The organism is Enterococcus sp. AZ101 (assembly GCF_050499005.1).
In the GTDB taxonomy this organism is placed as follows: domain Bacteria; phylum Bacillota; class Bacilli; order Lactobacillales; family Enterococcaceae; genus Enterococcus_L; species Enterococcus_L ureilyticus.
The window spans coordinates 788,736-807,822 of record NZ_JBMHEZ010000001.1; the positions used below are offsets into that span (position 1 = coordinate 788,736).

Genomic DNA, 19,087 nt, shown 5'->3' on the forward strand with positions numbered 1-19,087 from the left:
TTATTACTTTTACAGTAAAAAGGAAGAAAATATAAAAATAAACTTTTCTTTATGATAGAATTTATTTATACTGTTAATGATATGATTTGTTATTTAATGATTCCATCTCAAGAAATATTTAAGTTCTTGCTGATGTTTATGCAATGTCATTTATAGTGCAATGAGATCATGGTTTTGTTGGAGGAGTTTTTATATGAAAAAGAGTTTATTGGTCCTTGGTCTGCTATTTGTATTTCATCCTACTATTTGCTATGGAGAAGAAATTGGTGAGTTTACTCCTGAATTGAATTTTCAGGCTTCCTTTGATTTGACGAGTCGATATGCTCGAAAACAAATTCTAAATGGGGAGACAACAAGAATTAAGGCAAAGAAAGATGGCGTTTATTTGGAGTTTCCTTTTGAACATAGCCCGTATATGAGTTTTGCACGTTTTGTATTAAATGGGCCAGTTCATATTTATAGTGGTTTTATTGAAACTATTTTTTATCGAGAGAATATTAAAATCAGAGATATGTATTATGAGAATAACCCTGTTAAAACAGATAAAATTGGTCTTTACTCAACCGATCTCTGTTTTACTTCTGAAGAAGGCACGATTTATCATTATAAGAATGTGCCATACATTGTTTTCAGTGATAAACCTACTGTCTTTTTTTCAGAGATAAATTTTGCTAAAGAAAATTCTATAATATCTGGTGAAATCAAAATGCCAGCATCTAAAAATACCTATCAAATCGAACTTTTTTATACAGATAATGATGAATATCATTATCAAGAAACTTCTGCTGATAGAGAGGGCAATTTTATGTTCAAGTTAAATAGAGAAGCAATTGAAGGCAAACTGTATTTGCGGGCAAGTGATGGATTAGGTAATTATGCAGATGCATGTGATATTGAACGGCAAGGGCGTACGACCTATCAAGTTTTGCCAGAAAATTTAAAAGTGATTGAGGCGAGTTATAAGAAGATGAAAAAGGAGAAGTCTCTCTTAGCACTGGTTAAGATTATTTTCCTTAGATTTTTAGGAATATTTGTTACTATTTTAATATTATTACGCTTAAGAGTTATTTTAAAAAGGCATAGAAGAAAAAAATATAATAAAAACAGATGATATAATTTTTTCGAATAAACAAAAGGTGATGGTCTATTTTAGTTTGAGGTGTATACTTAGATAAATAAATGAGTACATTTTTAGGAGTGAGTAGGATGAAAATTAGTATTAGACATCGCTATATCAAAAAAATTCCATTACTGGAAGTTGTTTTAGAAGAGAAGAAAAGTGATGCTTTACCACTTGTCATTTATTATCACGGCTGGCAGTCAGCAAAAGAGTTATCTCTGACTCAAGCTAGGAAGTTGGCAAGAAAAGGAATCCGTGTGATTTTACCTGATGCAATGAATCATGGGGAACGAAAATCGGGCCCTATTTCATCGATTCCTTCAGTGACATTTTGGTCTAGTATTCAATACAATATTATTGAATTTGTTCAGTTAGTGCGTCATTTTGAGAAACAAAAGCTGATCGAAGATGGAAAAATTGGCGTAGGTGGTGTGTCAATGGGAGGGATCACAACCAGTGCTTTATTGACTCAGCATCCAGAAATCAGTGTTGCTGCTTGTATGATGGGGACACCAGCGCCTTTGCGTTATGTTGAACGGGTAATGGAGCGTTCAGTTGAAATGGATTTTTTTGTGCCGCAAGATTTACCCCTATTACTTAGTTGGGTAGTAAATTATGATCTTTCAAAAGCACCTGAAAAGCTGGCACAACGTCCTGTCCTATTTTGGCATGGAACGGATGACCCTAAAATTCCTTATGAAGATACAGCGGACTTTTATCAAATGATTGAAGCGGAACCTTATGCTGAAAATAGTCAGTTTATTGTAGGTGAAGGTGAGGGGCATTTGGTCAAGGGAGAAATGATGGATGTCGTAGCAGCATTTTTTGAAAGAGAATTAAAAAAGTAATAGGAAGACCTTGTGTTTTAGAAGTGCACACATCTTATTGAGAGAAGAAGATGTCGATTAAATTTCTAAGAAAATGTGCTCGAGTATGGCAGCTCCTATAAGTTACTTTTTTTTACGGTTTAATTGTATGTAGTAGATTACCTATATTTATACAAAAGAAATATAAAATAACTATAAATGATTTGATCGTTATAATGACCTGAATATATGGATTTTTGTAGGAATTTATCACTTTACTTTGTCGTATTAAATAGCAAAGTGGAAAAACTAAATTTGTTTTTCATGATGTCTTCATCTTTGATATAATAGTCAAAGAAGGAATAGAAGCTGTAGGAGAGGAGCAGTAAAAATGAAAAAAGCAACAATTACTAAAACAGTTGATTTATTAGACGGAGGTTGTAATGTTTGCGGGATAATTGAAAATGAAAACTATACATTAATAATAGATGAAAAGTCTATTCTGTTAGATGAGCTGACTGTCAATTCACTTGTTACTGCGATTGCCTTAAATAATGGTTATAAACGAGAATATGAGATAGACGTTCTCGATGATTATACGTTATATAAAAAAGAGGATTATCAAGTCAGAATGAAAGAGGAGTATGATTTTTTAACCTATGCAAACGAAACAATCAAAATTGAAACAAAAGATCAAATTTTAGATAAAAAGGAATTAATCACAAAGGTGAATGAAATAACGACTAGACTTTTTGGAATCGAAGAGTTAATGCTTTGTTTTTAGAAGAGGTTTAGTATAGTAAGAGCAAATATTGTTTAGATAAAGAGAGTTACAAATGTCGGCTTACGTTAAAGAGAGCGAGCAGAAACAAGAATTTTCTTATCTTTGAGCGCTAAAACGCCTCTTCCTAAAGTAGGCATTTTTGAAAAGAGCCCAAGAATAAAATCTGCTGCTCGCTTTTTGATCAATTTAATTGGAAATAGTCAGATGTTGTTAATTTTTCAAAGCGTTCTTGCGAGTCAGCTGCTTCTTCATCATGATCGTAAACTAATACTTTAAAATCAGCTGCTTTAGGAATACGTTCAAAGGTGTCGCTATCAACTAGCAAAATGAGTTGTTGACTAATCCATTCAAGAACCATTTCAATGGCTTGTGGATCTTCCACCCAATCATCGAATAGGTGAAGAGAAGCAAATTGTTGGTCTTCATCCCAATCCTTTGCATTATATTTCATCTCTTGTAATTGTTGGTCAGTGTATCCTTTAGTTGCATAATAGTCAGTTGTGTCTTGCCAAAGCTCAACAGTATTAAGGTATACGTTGATTTCGCCTTCTTCATGAATATTACAAACTAAGGCAAATGCATAGTAGGTTTCATCAGAATGATCGAGTAAAAAGTTATCGATACTATCTGTTAAAAAATTAAAAAAGAATGCTTGTTGTTTTTCTAAAAAATTTTCCATGGTATCCTCCAAGTATCTGTCTTTTAAACATTGAAACAGATAACGCAAAGAATGTCTATCTAAAATTTGAATTTAAAGAGGATAAACGAATTTTTAAGAAAGGGTAAAGATTACTCTTAAAAAAAATTTATTCTTCTAGCCCCCAGCTACGTTGTAGCAATGATAACGGGGTAGCGGACTTATTATCCTAAAGGTTTCAGGTAGAATTTAATTTGACTTTGTGATTGGATACGCTTATAGTTTAAAATGAATTAAATACTTGTTAGGTGAGGCTCCTATATAAACACAGGCTACTGCTCAGAAATGTCGAAAGACTGGCACGGGTAGGACAAAATTCGTCGAATTAAGGCGTGTTTCAAAGTAGCTAAAAGCAATGCTTTTTACGTTATATAGTGCTAAAACTCCACGAAGAGATGATCTAGGTAATTTGTCGATACATGTTGTTTGTCATGTGTTTAAGAGACTGTAATCTAATCCCTTCGCTGAGTTTTCTTGGTGAAGTTTTTTTCTTTTAGTCAAGAAAATAGTTGAGCTAGCCCATCTAACGCTGATGTCTAGAAAGGAATGTACAATGAAAAAATCTGTAAAAATAATGATCATTAGCTTGCTATCGGTTTTGCTAATCGTTGTGAGTGCAGGCTGTTATGCAGCAGTATCATTTCAAACAGCCAAAGAAGAGAGTGAAGCAAAACTACCTACTAAAAACCAAAATTTTACTGGTGACGAACAAACAAGTGATAAGGAATTAACCGTGATGATCGTTGGGAATGATTCTAGAGATGATGATGAAGATCAAGGTCGTTCGGATACCTTGATGGTCGCACATTATGATGGAAAAACGAAGCAACCCAAATTGATTTCAATCATGAGAGATAGCTATGTAACATTTCCCGATGGTGGACAAGACAAGATCAATGCAGCTTATGCATATGGCGGGGCTCAAATGACCAAGGATGTACTAAAAAATAATTTTGATTTACCAATCAATTATTATGTGGTCATGGATTTTAAAGAGTTCAGTGATATTATTGATGAGCTTTATCCTAAGGGTGTCACGATCGAAGCTGAAAAAGATATCAATTTAGATGGTGTGGATATTTTTAAAGGTGAGCAAACATTACATGGTAATAGTTTATTGCAGTATGCGCGTTTTAGGATGGATGAAGAAGGCGATTTCGGCCGTATCAGACGTCAGCAGCAAGTGATGGATGCGCTAGTTGAACAATCAAAGGATTTGATTCCGATTTGGGAATTGCCTCAAGTAGCAGGGAAAATGGTTGGGAAAATCGATACGAATGTACCGACCAGCCTTTTGATCGATTTAGCAAAAGATTTTTTAACTGGCAAGGTTAAACCTTTAAAATCATTATCCGTTCCAGTCGAAGGATCATGGCAATTTAACGATTATACAGATTCTGGCAGCGTGATCGAGTTAGATGAACAGCAAAATGCTGAAGCGATCAAAGCGTTTATGAAAGACAATTAACACATAGCTGGAAAATTAAAATGACCTGTTGACTCTGGAGTAGAATAGAGCAAACAGGTCATTTTTTATTAAAAAATCAACACAAATCAGCGTATGTCTATACGTTTAGGTCAAGCGTATGCTATCCTTTAAGAAAACGTTTTACTTATACAGAAAGAAGGTCTTATTGTGAAAATCGTCATCATTGGGGCTTCTTTTGCAGGAGTGTCGGCCGCTGTGGCAATCAGAAAAAAACACCCTGCAGCTGAAATTCATTTAATTGAAAAGCAAGCAACGATTGGCTATCTACCTGGCGGCATCAATCTTTATTTTAATGAAACGATCGATCCTATTGAAAAAGCGCAATTTATTTCGGAGCAACAACTAGAAGAATGGGGCATTTCTTTACTACTAAGTGCAAAAGTAATTAGCATAGATTCAAAACAACATATTGTTAAATACATGGAAAAAGAAAAAGAATGTGTGATGTCGTTCGATAAATTAATTTTAGCAACAGGTTCTAGTCAATGGGCTCAGAATATTCCGGGGAGTGATTCGGAGAAAGTGTTAAAATATAAATTTTTATCTGGTGTGTTAAAGGCGATTGAGCAATTACAAAACAGTGATAAAGTAGCCGTAATCGGTGGGGGACAAATTGGCGGAGAAGCGGCAGATACGCTTTTAAAGATGGGTAAAGCAGTTCATCTTTTTGAGCGTATGGATTACTTATTGTTTAAATATTTTGATGAAGAAATGATTAGACCGGTCCAAGAAGAAATGACCAACCGCGGTGTCGTGTTTCATTTCGATGAAACTGTTGCAAAGATAACAGATGGAGATGAGGGGCTTATGATCGAAACCAAAAAATCCCAGTTGTTATGTGATAGTGCAATTTTTGCCATGAATGTGCGCCCAGACTTAGCTTATTTGGATGGTCAGATTAAAATGCATACGGATCAGACAGTTTTTGTGGATGAGTACTTACAAACTTCTCATGTGGATATTTTTGCAATAGGCGACTGCATTCAGGTACCTTATAGTCTGTCAGATGAGTCCTTTTATATTCCCTTAGTCAACAATGCAGTTAGGACAGGATTAGTCGTGGCTGAAAATCTAATGCAACCTACAAGACCATTTGTTGGTTCGATTCGAACGATTGGAACAAAACTTGTTGATTATTACATAGCAAGTACTGGACTGACGGAAGCAGAAGGTTCTTTTCATGATCAGCCTATTTCTACAGCACATGTACAGCAAAAAGGTTCGTTATTTTTGGGAAGTGAAACGATTTACGGAAAAATTATTTTTGAAAAGGAAAGTCACAAGGTTTTAGGGGCACAGCTGGTTTCAAAAGCCGATATATTAGAGAAAATCAATACGTTAGCAATGAGTATTCAAATGGAGCAAACACTTGAGGAACTTTATCAGAAAGATTTTTTATATCATCCTTATTATTCAAATGTTCTCGATATCACGAATCAGTTAGGCTTAGAAGGTTTGTGGAGTGAAGCGGATGAAAATTGAAGAATTATTAGATAAAAAAGAAGCAAGAGAAGTTGAGATTTTAAAAAAGGTGATTTTAGCAGGCGGACGAATCACTGATATTGAATTGTTGGATCATTTAGGTGTTTCAAAGGCTTCTTTTGAAAGTGATTTAAAAGAACTAGCCTATCATTTAAAACCATATGAAAATAAATGCTCGCTATTTTATGATGGACAATGTGTGGTCGTTCAGATGTCAGACCAGTTTTCTATAAGTCAAGTCTTGGACGATTATCTTCGTGCCTCAATCAAATTTGAACTGATCGATTATTTATTCCATTATCGTGAATTTACAATCGCTCAGTTGACCACGAAGTTTATGACCAGTGAGTCTTCATTATTTCGAAAAATTAAAGAGCTAAACCAACTATTAAAGGAGTTTGGTCTTAAAATCCGCAATGGTCAGTTAAAAGGGGAAGAACTACAAATACGTTATTTTTACTTTCAAGTCTATTGGTTTTTAACGCCATATGAAGTTCATCAAGAAAAAACACTGACGGTTCAAAATGCTAGAATTATCGAATCTTTAGAAAAAGCGTTGAATCTTTCATTTGAAGAGCATGGTCGCTTAAAAATCAGTTTATGGCTGACAATCAGTAAAAAACGAATCGTAGTGCAACACAAAATATTTAAAGAATTGTCTAGTAAAAGTCAGTTATATGAACAGGACCCCTTTTTTAAAATAGTTCGTTCTTTTGTTTTACGCTTTTTTAGTCGCTATCCATTAGAAATCGATGAAGAAGAGGGCTTACTTCATTTTATTTTTTTAACAAGCATGTCAGTGTTGACAGAAACGGATTTTGCTGACTATAGTTTGATTCGAGGGCGACGGACACCAACATCTTTGGCGGATACGTTTGTGTTGGAACATGTGATTTTATATTATCGTCCACAAAAATTTTTTCCAGCATTAGAGAAAAAGATTTTTTATTATTTTTCTCAAATTCATAGTCGTTTATACTTTTTTAAGGGTGAATTGGAACTGTTTGATCGAGAAAATATTTGGCAAAAAGAACAGAACTTTTCTAGTTATCAATTAGCAGACTTCTCACATGTACTTTTGGAGAAAAGTTTGGAATATTTTGATGAAAGTTATGAAGAGGGTAATAGTTTACATGAATGGTCATTAGTAACATATTTAAGCGTTTTAGCAATCATTGATTTTGAGATTGTTGGTGAAACATGGATCGGTATTGACTTGAAAATGGATCATTTATATAAAGAAGTGCTGACACAAGTATTAGTTTTGAGTTTGAAAAATTTGAATGGGTTAACAATAGAGGCATATGATTCAAAAAAAAAGTATGATTTGATTATTACAAATGTTAGTAAGCCGAATGCTTATCGTTCTGTAAAAGAGGTTTATGTGTTGTCCGAATTAGGTTCGACCTATGATATCAATCAAATTAGAATGAAAATTCGAGCGTTGCGTCATAAAAAATAAATTCGTTTAAAAGGACCAAAAACAAAATGCTGGTTGATTTTGTTCTTGGTTCTTTGTTGCTAAAAGAGCGATCCACGGAAAAACTTTCAATTATTTTGGAAATAAAAAAAAAAATGACGTTTTTAAGAAAGCATTTGCGATTATGATGAATACATAGGATATAAAGCGTTTACAAAAAAGCTGGCTTTACGAGCTAACCTCTCGGAAAAAAGATAAAAATGGAGTGAGGCAAAGAACACCTCAATCAATTTTTCCTATTTTTCAGTCGAGGTAAGACGAGCTCGTTCAGCTTTAAAATTAGGAGGAATCATCAATGACAGAGCAAAAGTACATCATGGCGATCGACCAAGGGACAACGAGTTCAAGAGCAATTATTTTTGACAAAAAAGGGAATAATATTGGTAGTTCACAAAAAGAGTTTACACAAATTTTTCCTAAGGCTGGTTGGGTAGAGCATAATGCAAATGAAATTTGGAATTCTGTTCAGTCTGTTATCGCGGGCGCATTGATTGAATCAGGAGTTAAACCTTCTGATATTGCAGGTATTGGTATTACGAACCAACGTGAAACGACCGTCGTTTGGGATAAGCAAACAGGTTTGCCGATCTATAATGCGATTGTATGGCAATCTCGACAATCCTCACCAATCGCTGATCAATTAAAAGAAGATGGACATGCGGACATGATTCATGAAAGAACTGGTTTGATTATTGATGCTTATTTTTCAGCAACAAAGATTCGCTGGATTTTAGATAATGTTGAAGGAGCCCAAGCACGAGCTGAAAAAGGTGAACTGTTATTTGGAACCATTGATTCTTGGTTAGTGTGGAAGCTGACAGGTGGGGAAACGCACGTAACAGATTATTCTAATGCGAGTCGAACGATGCTATTTAATATCCATGATTTAGATTGGGATCAAGAGATTTTAGATATTTTAAACATTCCTCGTGTAATGTTACCAAAAGCCACATCAAATTCTGAAGTTTATGGACTGACAAAAAATTATCATTTTTATGGAAGCGAAATTCCCATCTCAGGTATGGCAGGTGACCAACAAGCAGCATTGTTTGGACAAATGGCTTTTGAACCTGGAATGGTCAAAAATACGTATGGCACAGGTTCATTTATTGTGATGAATACAGGAGAAAAACCACAGCTTTCTGATAACAATTTATTAACCACAGTAGGCTATGGTATCAATGGAAAAGTCTATTATGCTTTGGAAGGAAGTATTTTCGTAGCTGGTTCAGCGATTCAATGGCTGCGTGATGGTTTGAAGATGATTCAAACGGCTGCAGAATCAGAAGCTGTAGCAAATGAATCACATAATAAAAATGAAGTTTATGTCGTACCAGCATTTACAGGTTTGGGGGCACCTTATTGGGACTCAGATGCAAGAGGTGCTGTGTTCGGTTTAACTCGTGGAACAACCAGAGAAGATTTTGTAAAAGCAACACTGCAATCGGTCGCTTATCAAGTGCGGGATATCATTGATACGATGCAAAAAGATACAGGTATCGCTATTCCCATCTTAAAAGTAGATGGAGGCGCCGCTAATAATGATTTATTGATGCAATTCCAAGCAGATATTTTAAATACGTCTGTTCAAAAAGCCCAAAATTTGGAAACAACAGCCTTAGGCGCAGCCTTTTTAGCAGGTTTAGCGGTTGGCTTTTGGAAAGATCTTGATGAATTAAAAGCGTTCTACGAAGATGGCCAAGTGTTTGAAGCGAAAATGTCTGATGAAGAACGTGATGATTTATACGAAGGCTGGCAACAAGCTGTCGCTGCCACACAAATGTTCAAACATAAATCAAAATAAAGGAAGAAGTGAGTGGTATGTCATTTTCAATTAAAAACAGACAAGCATCCATTGAAAAGATGAAGTCTGAAGAATTAGATTTATTGATCATTGGCGGTGGTATTACAGGTGCGGGTGTTGCCTTACAAGCTAGTGCTGCTGGCATGAAAACAGGGTTGATCGAAATGCAGGACTTTGCGGAAGGAACCTCTTCACGCTCGACGAAATTAGTCCATGGCGGGATTCGTTATTTGAAAAATTTTGATGTAGAAGTTGTTGCAGATACAGTTCAAGAGCGGTCAGTTGTTCAAGCCATTGCACCTCATATTCCAAAGCCTGATCCAATGCTATTACCAATTTATGATGAGCCAAAAGCAACATTCAATATGTTTTCGGTCAAAGTGGCAATGGATCTTTATGACCGCCTAGCAAATGTTATCGGCACTAAATATGAGAATTATACACTGACCAAAGAGGAAGTATTAGAAAGAGAACCTCAGTTGAAAAGTGAAGGTTTACAAGGTGGCGGCGTCTATCTAGATTTTAGAAATAATGATGCTCGTCTTGTCATCGAAAATATCAAGCGTGCTGCAACAGATGGTGGGTTGATGGTCAGTAAAGTTAAGGCGGTAGGCTTTATTCAAAATGCTCAAGGCAAAATCATCGGTGTAAAAGCAGAAGATCTACTGGCTGGTGAACAATTTGATATCAAAGCGAAAGTTGTTATCAATACGACAGGGCCTTGGTCCGATAAAGTTCGTGGTTTGGATGCGAAAGAGAAGCTAGTGCCGCAAATGCGTCCGACAAAAGGGGTCCATCTTGTGGTAGACAGTAGCAAATTGTATGTCCCACAACCAACTTATTTTGATACAGGTAAACACGATGGGCGGATGGTCTTCGTTGTTCCTAGAGAAAAGAAAACCTATTTTGGCACGACGGATACAGATTATACTGGAGATTATGAACATCCTACTGTTACGCAAGAAGATGTCGATTATTTGTTAGAAATCGTCAATAGTCATTATCCTAAAGCAAACGTGACGATCAATGACATCGAAGCAAGCTGGGCGGGACTTAGACCGTTGATTTCAGAAAATGGCGGCTCAGATTACAATGGCGGTAATAATGGCAAAGTCTCCGATGAAAGTTTCGATCAAGTAATTGATATCGTTGATAAGTATAAACATCAGCAAGCAACCCGTTTTGATGTGGAAAATGTCTTGAATCACTTAGAAGATTCACTGGCTGAAAGTAAAGAAAATCCTTCTGCAGTTTCTCGTGGTAGTTTGTTAGAACGCTCAGATGATGGTTTGTTGACCTTATCTGGTGGTAAAATTACCGATTACCGTAAGATGGCTGAGGGTGCTTTGAAAGAAATTCAACGTATTTTGAAAGAAGAATTTGATTGTGTATTTGAGTTGATTGATTCTAAAACATATCCTGTTTCTGGAGGAAATCTTGATGCAGCAAACGTGGAGACAGAATTAAATAATCTTGCCACAATTGGTTTGGAAAAAGGGTTGAGCCAAGATGCAGCAGAATATTTGGTTCATCTCTATGGTTCAAACGTGACTGAACTTTTTGAAAAAATCAAAGTAACTGAACCAGTAGCCGGTTTAAGTTTGGCTGAAACGTTAGCCTTACACTATGCTTTAGATAATGAGATGGTGCTGACACCAGCCGATTATCTTGTGCGTAGAACGAATCACTTGCTCTTTATGAGAGATACGCTCGATGAAGTCAAACAAGGCGTGATTTTAGAAATGAGTCATTATTATGAGTGGTCTAAAGAACAAAAAGAACACTATACACGTGAGTTAAATCAATTGATAGCAGAATCTGACTTGAGTACTTTGAAAGAAGGGGCGAAGTAACATGGATACTTCCAATATGACACAGATTTTCAGTGAATTTTTAGGGACAATGATTTTGATTCTTTTAGGTGATGGTGTTTGTGCGGCTGTTAATTTAAAGAAAAGTAAAGCTGAAGCTTCTGGCTGGATCGTGATTGCTTTTGGTTGGGCGATGGCTGTGACGATTGCTGTTTATGTTGCAGGGTACATGGGACCAGCGCACTTGAATCCAGCAGTGACGGTTGCAATGGCGATGACGGGTAGTTTTGAATGGAGTTTGGTTGTACCGTTTATCATTGCACAAGTATTAGGTGCGCTATTAGGTGCAGTTTTAGTGTGGTTAGCTTACTTACCTCACTGGCAGGTCACAAAAGATCAAGGTGCAATCTTGGGAACATTTGCCACAGGTCCAGCTATTCGAAATTATCCAGCGAATATGATTACTGAAGTGATTGGTACCTTTGTTTTAGTTTTAGGATTGCTGTCATTTTCACAACATAGTTTTACAGATGGGTTAAATCCATTGGTTGTGGGAGCGTTGATTTTATCAATTGGTTTGTCTTTAGGCGGCCCAACAGGATATGCGATCAATCCAGCGCGTGATTTCGGCCCTCGTTTAGCACATCAGTTATTGCCGATTTCGACTAAAGGTGATTCTGATTGGGGCTATTCCTGGGTTCCTATTGTTGGACCAGTTGTGGGAGCAGTTGTGGCTTCTGGCGTCTATATGATGATGGTTTGATTGTTTTCATATAAAACAACCTGACTAGTTGTTATTTTTACTTCAAGATTTAGGGAGATTTTAAGAGACTGGGGGTGACTCATAGAGTTGCGTCTTAGTCTCTTTATTTTGTTTTATACTACTATTAAGTTAGCTTCTGATTAATTTTTATGTGAAAGAATTCAATATTCCATTTACAAAAGGCTTGATTTTTTGTACCCTTAAAAAGAAGTTGCTTTTTCTGATAGCTAAAGAGTACATGACTAGTCTATGATACTTCTAATATAAAGGAGGAACAAATGTGTCCTATCAAGAAATATTATTTCCTTTTCTCGGTGGATTAGGGATTTTTCTATTTGGTATGAAGTATATGGGGGATGGTCTGCAGAAGTCTGCGGGAGATTCGCTGCGGGAAATTTTAAATACGTTTACATCAACGCCGTTACGTTCAGTCTTAGCAGGATTGATCGTCACCGCTATTATTCAAAGTAGTTCAGGTACTACAGTACTTACGGTTGGTTTAGTTAGTGTTGGATTCATGACTTTACGCCAGGCAATTGGTGTCATTATGGGAGCTAATGTGGGAACCACAGTCACCGCATTTATCATTGGATTTAATTTAAGCTCTTATTCTTTACCGATCATTGGTGTGGGCTCGATCTTGCTTTTCTTTTCGAAAAGAGAGCGAGTCAATAATATTGGACAGATTTTATTTGGTTTCGGTTGTCTATTTTATGGACTGAAATTAATGGGTGAAGGCATGGCTCCCCTAAGCCAGTTACCGCAATTCGCAGATTTAATGGTGGATGTTTCTCATCATCCAGTTTTAGGAGTAGGAATCGGTACGCTCCTTACGATGGTGTTACAAAGTTCCAGTGCCACGATTGGTATTTTACAACAATTGTATAGTCAAGGAAGTATGGCAATTGAATCGGTTTTACCGATTCTGTTTGGCGATAATATTGGTACAACGATCACCGCTGTGATTGCTGCATTCGGCGTTAGTGTAGCTGCCAAGCGAACGGCAGCATCTCATGTTGTATTTAACCTAGTTGGTGCGATTATTTTCACAATACTATTAACTCCGTTTACAGCAGTGGTGGTTCGTATTTCTACTGTGCTAAATTTGAAACCAGCAATGCAGATTGCTGTAGCCCATGGATTGTTTAATGTATCTAATTTACTGATTCAATTTTGGTTTATCGATAAAATCGAGCTGCTTGTGCGCAAAATTATTCCTGGAAAAGACAAAAGCATTGATTTTAAGCCATCCAATTTGAATGAATCGATTATTCAAAACTCAGCTACTTTAGCTTTAAATCAGGCAAAAATAGAATTGCTGCAAATGGGTGAGTACGTCTTAGGTGCTTTTGAAGCAACGAAGGCTTATTATGAAAATCAAAATAGTATCGATATGGAAAATGCAAGTCAGTATGAAACGGCGATCAATGATACTGACAATCGTTTGACTGAATATTTAGTTCAGCTTTCAGCAACCGAATTAACCATTTCTGAAAGCCATGAGCAGACAATGATGTTAGAATTGACCAAAGACCTAGAACGAATCGGCGATCACTGCCGCAATATCATTCAAAATCTTAATGAAGCGATTCAACTTGAAAAGAAACAACAAGCAAAAGAGAAAAAAGCCGGTAAGGTTTCTGACCGTGACACCTTGATTTTATATGATGAAGATGTGGTAGATTTGTTTGAAAAAGTTCTGAAAAATATTCGAGATTCCTTGATTGTTTTTGAACAGGATGATAAAGAGATGGCTGAGCATATGCTGAGTCGAGAAGCACAAATTGATCAAATGGTTAAAATGCTCCGCAAAAAATATATTTCGATCATGAATAGTGGAAAAGGGCGTGCAGCAGATGGGGTCTTGTTTATTGATACTGCCTCCAATTTAGAACGTATGAGCGATCGAACGATTCATATTGCTAAATATGTTTTAGGTGAACGTTATGGAACAGAAGAAATCTCGGTGGATCAATCGGTCAATCCCTTGATTACTTTCCAGTCACAAAAATAAAAGAATCCTTTATGTCTTGTCTAGAAAGTCATAAAGGATTTTTTCGCTTGATCTATTTGTGAAATTGCTGGTGATTGAATGCTGTCAAGTATCAAAACTGTTTTTTTAGAATGCTTGATTTAGTTACACTAATGATCCAACCAATGTCAGAGTATCCGATTCGTTGTATTTTCATGTTTACTCTTTTCAAGTTAGCTTTAAAAGAATAATACTTAAAAAAGCCCATTTGACTATTTCATTTATTAAGAATACTTTATAATAGAAGGTATCAATTGAGAAGAGGGAAAAATATGGAACATAATACTTTTTTGTCATCAGATCAACAAACAACCAGTCATTTTATCTGTTGGAAACCTAAACAAAAAGCAATCGGAACGATTCAGATCATCCATGGAATGGCGGAATATATCGAACGCTATCATGATTTTGCTCTGTTTTTAAATAACTTAGGTTTTATAGTGGTCGGACATGATCACTTGGGACATGGTGCATCTGTTTCCGAGATAGAACCGAAACACGGTTATTTTGGCAAGGATGATCCTGTGACATTCATTTTAGAGGATATCGATCAAATCAAAGAATGGATCGAAACGAGCTATCCTGATTTGCCGCATTTTATGTTAGGACATAGCATGGGTTCTTTTGCATTACGCAATTATTTACAATTGTACAAAGCAGCTATTCAGGGAGCTATTTTTATGGGAACAGGTCAAAAAGCGTCTATGTTGCCATTAGCTCTTTCTTTAACAAAAGGTTTAAATAAAACCGCACCTGAAAAACAAAACAAATGGTTGGATAGAATGGCTTTTGGTAATTTTAGCAAACAATTTCCTGAAGCAAGTAGCTTCAACTGGCTAAGTAAAAATCAGGAAAATGTGAAACGCTATGAAGAGGACCCGTTAACGGGCTTTACATTTACAAACAATGGTTTTTATACTTTATTCCGTTTGGTTGATGGCGCAAATCGCAGCGGTTGGGCGAATAATATTGAACAAGACTTACCAATCTTAGTTATTAGCGGAGAACAAGATCCTGTAGGAGATTTTGGCAAGGGACCTAGACGGATCGCTAGAGAATTGAATGAGGCTGGAATAAAGGATGTTTCACTTGCTTTGTTCACCGATTTGCGTCATGAAATTTTATTGGAAGAGGAAAAGTTGGAGGTCTATAAAGCAATTACTAACTGGCTGCAAAAAAGACTACAATTCAAAGGAAAAGACTAGAAATCCGTTTGCTATTTTAGCAGTTTTTCTATAAACTACAGAGTAAGGTTAAAAAGATATAGGAGTTAAAATTAAAGCCAATTTATTGTGGGGATTTTTCAATCTAGCTTCTCGGGCGATTCTCTTAGAAAAACGCAAGATGGAAGGATATTGAACTCAGTTTTCCTTATTTTTCTGGTCGGAATCAATCCCAGCAAATATCTAAACTTAGGAGGGGTTTGTTGTGGAGAAGACACATTTAAGAAAATTAGGGTTAGCAAATTTGAAATGGCTCCATAAACAGTCTGAAGTAAAAGCAAAAAAGGAACAGGACATCAGTCAAGCGTTATTCAACGATTTTTATTGGAAAAATGCCCAAACGATTGCTGTCACGAAACCATTAGATTTTGAATTTGATACTCATATTTTACTTGATCAAGGGTGGCAGGAAGGCAAACAAATAGTGATGCCGATCGCAGGGGCTAAACGTCAGTTAACGTTTCATTCAATAACCCCAGAAACTATTTTTAAAAAATCGCTATTTGGTGTTGAAGAGCCAGTAGCTGCGCCGGAAGTATCAGCTGAGGTAATTGATTTAGTTGTCGTGCCGGGAATTGTATTTACCCTTGAAGGTTTTCGAATTGGTTTTGGTGGTGGCTATTATGATCGCTTTTTAGAACAGTATCAGGGGGAAACGTGTAGTTTGGTATTTAGTGAACAGATCCAAGAAAACTGGCAGGTAGAGCCTTTCGATCTACCTGTGAAACGATTATTTATCAGCTAGGAGGAACACATGAATTATCAAACGCAAATGAAGATCAAAAGAATATTGAAGCAACCGTTGGTCACGTATATTTTATTAGGGATTACAACGATTGTTTTTTTAGGAACTGAAGTTTCCGGAGGTTCAACAGTCGGACAAGTATTAGTTGATTGGGGGGCGATGTCACGTCCACATATCTTTTATGGTCATCAATATTGGCGCTTTTTCACGCCTATGTTTCTTCATATCGGCTGGCTGCATTTTGTTATAAATATGGTGACGTTGTATTATGTTGGGTCACAAGTTGAGAGTATTTATGGTCATTGGCGTTATCTTGCAATTTATTTATTGAGTGGTGTGGCTGGAAATATTGTAAGCTTTACTTTTGGTACGCAAACAAGTATCTCAGCTGGAGCAAGTACATCTTTATTTGGATTGTTTGGTGCTTTTATTATTCTTGGACGTCATTTCCGAACGAATCCGGCTATCTCATTCATGGTTCAACGTTATGCAACGTTCATTGGAATCAACTTGATTTTTAATTTATTCAGTAGTTCTGTTGATATCATGGGGCACATCGGCGGTTTGATTGGCGGACTTTTAGTAGCATCTGCTCTAGCGGTTCCTGAGCGCTCGGAAGAGTTTAATATCCACGAACGAATCATAGCTGGAATTCTATTCGTATTTTTGTTAGGTGTTTTCTTAGTCTTGGGTTTTAAAAATTACAGTTTACTTGTATAATAAGGAAGTGCATTCAAATGGAAACGTTATATGATGTACAACAGTTATTTAAACAATTTGGCATTTACATTTATGTAGGTGCCAGAATTTATGATATCGAGTTGATGATGATTGAATTGAAAAACATTTATGAAGGTCACTTGATTGATAGAGACACTTATCTACACGCAAGAAGTATCTTGCAAAGAGAACACCGGATTGAAGAAAGCAGGACGACTGAGAAAGGAATCGAGTAAATGGATAAGAAATTGATCGGGATTGATTTAGGCGGAACAACGATCAAATTTGCGATTTTAACAACTGATGGAGATGTTCAGCAAAAATGGAGTATCGAAACTAATAGTCTAGATGAAGGCCGTCATATTGTGCCAGATATCATCGAATCAATCAATCACCGAATTTCTCTTTATGAGATGAAACAGGAAGATTTTATCGGAATCGGGATGGGCACCCCAGGCAGTGTAGACATAAAAAAAGGTACCGTAGTCGGTGCTTACAATCTTAACTGGACAAAAAAGCAAAATGTAAAAATACAAATCGAAGAGGCAACAGGAATTCCTTTTGTTTTAGATAATGATGCCAATGTAGCCGCTTTAGGTGAACGCTGGAAAGGTGCTGGAGAGAACAATCCTGATGTTGTTTTCATCACACTTGGAACAGGTGTTGGTGGCGGTATTATTGCTGAGGGCAATTTATTACATGGCGTTAACGGTTGTGCTGGCGAGATTGGTCACGTAACAGTTGATCCTGGTGGTTTTGAATGTACTTGCGGTAAACGTGGCTGCTTAGAAACTGTTTCTAGTGCAACGGGTGTTGTTCGGGTTGCACGTCATATGTCTGAAGAATATGCTGGAGATTCTCAGCTTAAACAAGCAATCGACGATGGGCAAGATGTGTCTAGCAAGGATGTTTTTGACTATGCGCAGGCAGAGGATGCATTTGCTTTGATGGTGGTTGATCGTGTCTGCTATTTCTTAGGTCTCGCTGTTGGGAATGTAAGCAACACTTTGAACCCTTCAAGCGTAGTAATCGGTGGCGGAGTATCTGCGGCTGGTGAATTTTTACGCAGCCGTGTTCAAAACTATTTTGAAGAATTTACTTTCCCAGAAGTTCGTAATAGTACCCAGGTCAAATTGGCTCAATTAGGAAATGAAGCTGGCGTCATTGGTGCTGCTTCACTAGCTTTACAATTCATGGAGAAAGTGTAAGAGAGGGATTTTGGAATGAACGTTTTATGGATTATCAACGGAATACTATTAGCAATATTATTAGCAATGGGGATCAATGAGCTATATCTTCGTATTATGGCAAAACGCTCAGCTAAAACCATTACAGAAGAAGAATTTAAAGAGGGGATGAGAAAAGCGCAAATCATTGATGTTCGTGAAAAAGACTCGTTCGATGCAGGCCATATCCTTGGTGCGCGCAGCATGCCTTACACAACGATCAAAACAACATTAAATTCACTTCGTAAAGATCAACCTGTTTATATTTATGATCAAAAAAAATCATTAAGTATTCGTACGGCAAATCAATTGCGTAAAAATGGCTATAAAGATCTTTATATTTTAAAGGGCGGCTATGAAGGCTGGACTGGTAAAACGAAAAAGAAAAATGCTTAACCAATAAAACACAGAGAGACAAACCTTGGTTCGAAAGCCGAACAATGCTTGTCTTTCTGTTTTTTTTTATCTATAGGATCATCATAAGTCGTTTCTTTTTTGATTAATTACGTTAAAATAAAGATGAGGTGATCAGAATGATTCAAATTAAACGAGCATATGAGCAAATAGCACCTACAGATGGGTATCGAGTTTTAGTCGATCGCTTATGGCCTAGAGGCGTGTCTAAAGAAAAAGAACATTTAGATTTATGGTTAAAAGAAATAGCGCCAAGTAATGAATTGCGTAAATGGTTTAATCATGAGGCTGATAAATTTCCTGTATTTAAGAAGAAATATCTAACTGAATTGCAATCTGATGAGACACAATCTGCACTTCAAGAACTTCTGGATATTACGAGAAAGTATCCTGTGATTACGCTAGTTTATAGTGCCAAAGATGAAAAATTTAATAATGCAGTAATCTTAAAAGAGCTGCTAGAAACAATACAGTCAGAAACTACATAATGA

At 36.5% G+C, this 19,087-nt stretch carries 18 protein-coding genes and 1 riboswitch; of the genes, 17 read left to right on the forward strand and 1 reads right to left on the reverse strand.

Annotated elements, in window-relative coordinates; genetic code table 11:
* The first annotated feature begins 193 nt into the window (after window positions 1–193).
* The 3 genes from IGJ50_RS03670 to IGJ50_RS03680 all read left to right on the forward strand — a co-directional run bounded on the left by IGJ50_RS03670 (window position 194) and on the right by IGJ50_RS03680 (window position 2,710).
* A complete protein-coding gene (locus IGJ50_RS03670; protein ID WP_069640882.1) occupies window positions 194–1,111 on the forward strand; it encodes a hypothetical protein in 918 nt (305 codons plus the stop codon).
* A 95-nt stretch (window positions 1,112–1,206) separates the two neighbouring features.
* Window positions 1,207–1,968 carry an alpha/beta fold hydrolase gene (locus IGJ50_RS03675; protein WP_069640883.1) on the forward strand — a complete coding sequence of 254 codons (762 nt, stop codon included), beginning with the start codon at window positions 1,207–1,209 and terminating at the stop codon, window positions 1,966–1,968.
* 349 nt (window positions 1,969–2,317) lie between these two features.
* Window positions 2,318–2,710: a DUF4809 family protein gene (locus tag IGJ50_RS03680; protein ID WP_207121592.1), complete on the forward strand. Its 393-nt coding sequence runs from the start codon at window positions 2,318–2,320 to the stop codon at window positions 2,708–2,710.
* Window positions 2,711–2,891: 181 nt separating this feature from the next.
* On the opposite strand, the gene IGJ50_RS03685 is transcribed toward IGJ50_RS03680, so the two are convergent.
* Window positions 2,892–3,389 carry a DUF4303 domain-containing protein gene (locus IGJ50_RS03685; protein ID WP_429948938.1) on the reverse strand — a complete coding sequence of 166 codons (498 nt, stop codon included), beginning with the start codon at window positions 3,387–3,389 and terminating at the stop codon, window positions 2,892–2,894.
* 251 nt (window positions 3,390–3,640) lie between these two features.
* Window positions 3,641–3,810, forward strand: a riboswitch (M-box (ykoK) riboswitch).
* Window positions 3,811–3,960: 150 nt separating this feature from the next.
* Between IGJ50_RS03685 and IGJ50_RS03690 the strand changes: the two genes are divergently transcribed.
* The 14 genes from IGJ50_RS03690 to IGJ50_RS03755 all read left to right on the forward strand — a co-directional run bounded on the left by IGJ50_RS03690 (window position 3,961) and on the right by IGJ50_RS03755 (window position 19,084).
* Window positions 3,961–4,875 (forward strand): LCP family protein, encoded by a 915-nt coding sequence (locus IGJ50_RS03690; protein ID WP_069640886.1) that lies wholly within the window; start codon window positions 3,961–3,963, stop codon window positions 4,873–4,875.
* A gap of 168 nt (window positions 4,876–5,043) precedes the next feature.
* Entirely contained in the window at window positions 5,044–6,378 is a 1,335-nt protein-coding gene (locus IGJ50_RS03695; protein ID WP_429948940.1) for an FAD-dependent oxidoreductase, read from the forward strand.
* Window positions 6,368–7,840: a helix-turn-helix domain-containing protein gene (locus IGJ50_RS03700; RefSeq protein WP_429948942.1), complete on the forward strand. Its 1,473-nt coding sequence runs from the start codon at window positions 6,368–6,370 to the stop codon at window positions 7,838–7,840. Before IGJ50_RS03695 ends, IGJ50_RS03700 begins: the two co-directional genes overlap by 11 nt.
* Before the next feature lie 313 nt (window positions 7,841–8,153).
* Window positions 8,154–9,662 (forward strand): glycerol kinase GlpK, encoded by a 1,509-nt coding sequence (glpK, locus tag IGJ50_RS03705; RefSeq protein ID WP_069640890.1) that lies wholly within the window; start codon window positions 8,154–8,156, stop codon window positions 9,660–9,662.
* Window positions 9,663–9,679: 17 nt separating this feature from the next.
* Complete coding sequence (gene glpO / locus IGJ50_RS03710) at window positions 9,680–11,515, forward strand: type 1 glycerol-3-phosphate oxidase (protein WP_429948944.1); 1,836 nt, start codon at window positions 9,680–9,682, stop codon at window positions 11,513–11,515.
* A 1-nt stretch (window position 11,516) separates the two neighbouring features.
* Window positions 11,517–12,236: an MIP/aquaporin family protein gene (locus IGJ50_RS03715; protein ID WP_429948946.1), complete on the forward strand. Its 720-nt coding sequence runs from the start codon at window positions 11,517–11,519 to the stop codon at window positions 12,234–12,236.
* Between the two features lie 280 nt (window positions 12,237–12,516).
* A complete protein-coding gene (locus IGJ50_RS03720) occupies window positions 12,517–14,250 on the forward strand; it encodes a Na/Pi symporter (protein ID WP_207121596.1) in 1,734 nt (577 codons plus the stop codon).
* Window positions 14,251–14,540: 290 nt separating this feature from the next.
* On the forward strand, window positions 14,541–15,473 hold the full coding sequence (locus IGJ50_RS03725) for an alpha/beta fold hydrolase (RefSeq protein WP_429948947.1): 933 nt from the start codon (window positions 14,541–14,543) through the stop codon (window positions 15,471–15,473).
* Window positions 15,474–15,696: 223 nt separating this feature from the next.
* On the forward strand, window positions 15,697–16,236 hold the full coding sequence (locus IGJ50_RS03730; RefSeq protein ID WP_429948948.1) for a 5-formyltetrahydrofolate cyclo-ligase: 540 nt from the start codon (window positions 15,697–15,699) through the stop codon (window positions 16,234–16,236).
* A gap of 9 nt (window positions 16,237–16,245) precedes the next feature.
* Window positions 16,246–16,956 (forward strand): rhomboid family intramembrane serine protease, encoded by a 711-nt coding sequence (locus IGJ50_RS03735; RefSeq protein WP_207121597.1) that lies wholly within the window; start codon window positions 16,246–16,248, stop codon window positions 16,954–16,956.
* 17 nt (window positions 16,957–16,973) lie between these two features.
* On the forward strand, window positions 16,974–17,192 hold the full coding sequence (locus IGJ50_RS03740) for a YqgQ family protein (protein ID WP_069640897.1): 219 nt from the start codon (window positions 16,974–16,976) through the stop codon (window positions 17,190–17,192).
* On the forward strand, window positions 17,193–18,164 hold the full coding sequence (locus IGJ50_RS03745) for an ROK family glucokinase (protein WP_069640898.1): 972 nt from the start codon (window positions 17,193–17,195) through the stop codon (window positions 18,162–18,164).
* A 15-nt stretch (window positions 18,165–18,179) separates the two neighbouring features.
* Window positions 18,180–18,578, forward strand: a complete 399-nt coding sequence (locus IGJ50_RS03750) for a rhodanese-like domain-containing protein (RefSeq protein ID WP_069640899.1) — start codon at window positions 18,180–18,182, stop codon at window positions 18,576–18,578.
* Window positions 18,579–18,715: 137 nt separating this feature from the next.
* Window positions 18,716–19,084 carry a DUF488 domain-containing protein gene (locus tag IGJ50_RS03755; protein ID WP_429948951.1) on the forward strand — a complete coding sequence of 123 codons (369 nt, stop codon included), beginning with the start codon at window positions 18,716–18,718 and terminating at the stop codon, window positions 19,082–19,084.
* Window positions 19,085–19,087 lie beyond the last annotated feature (3 nt).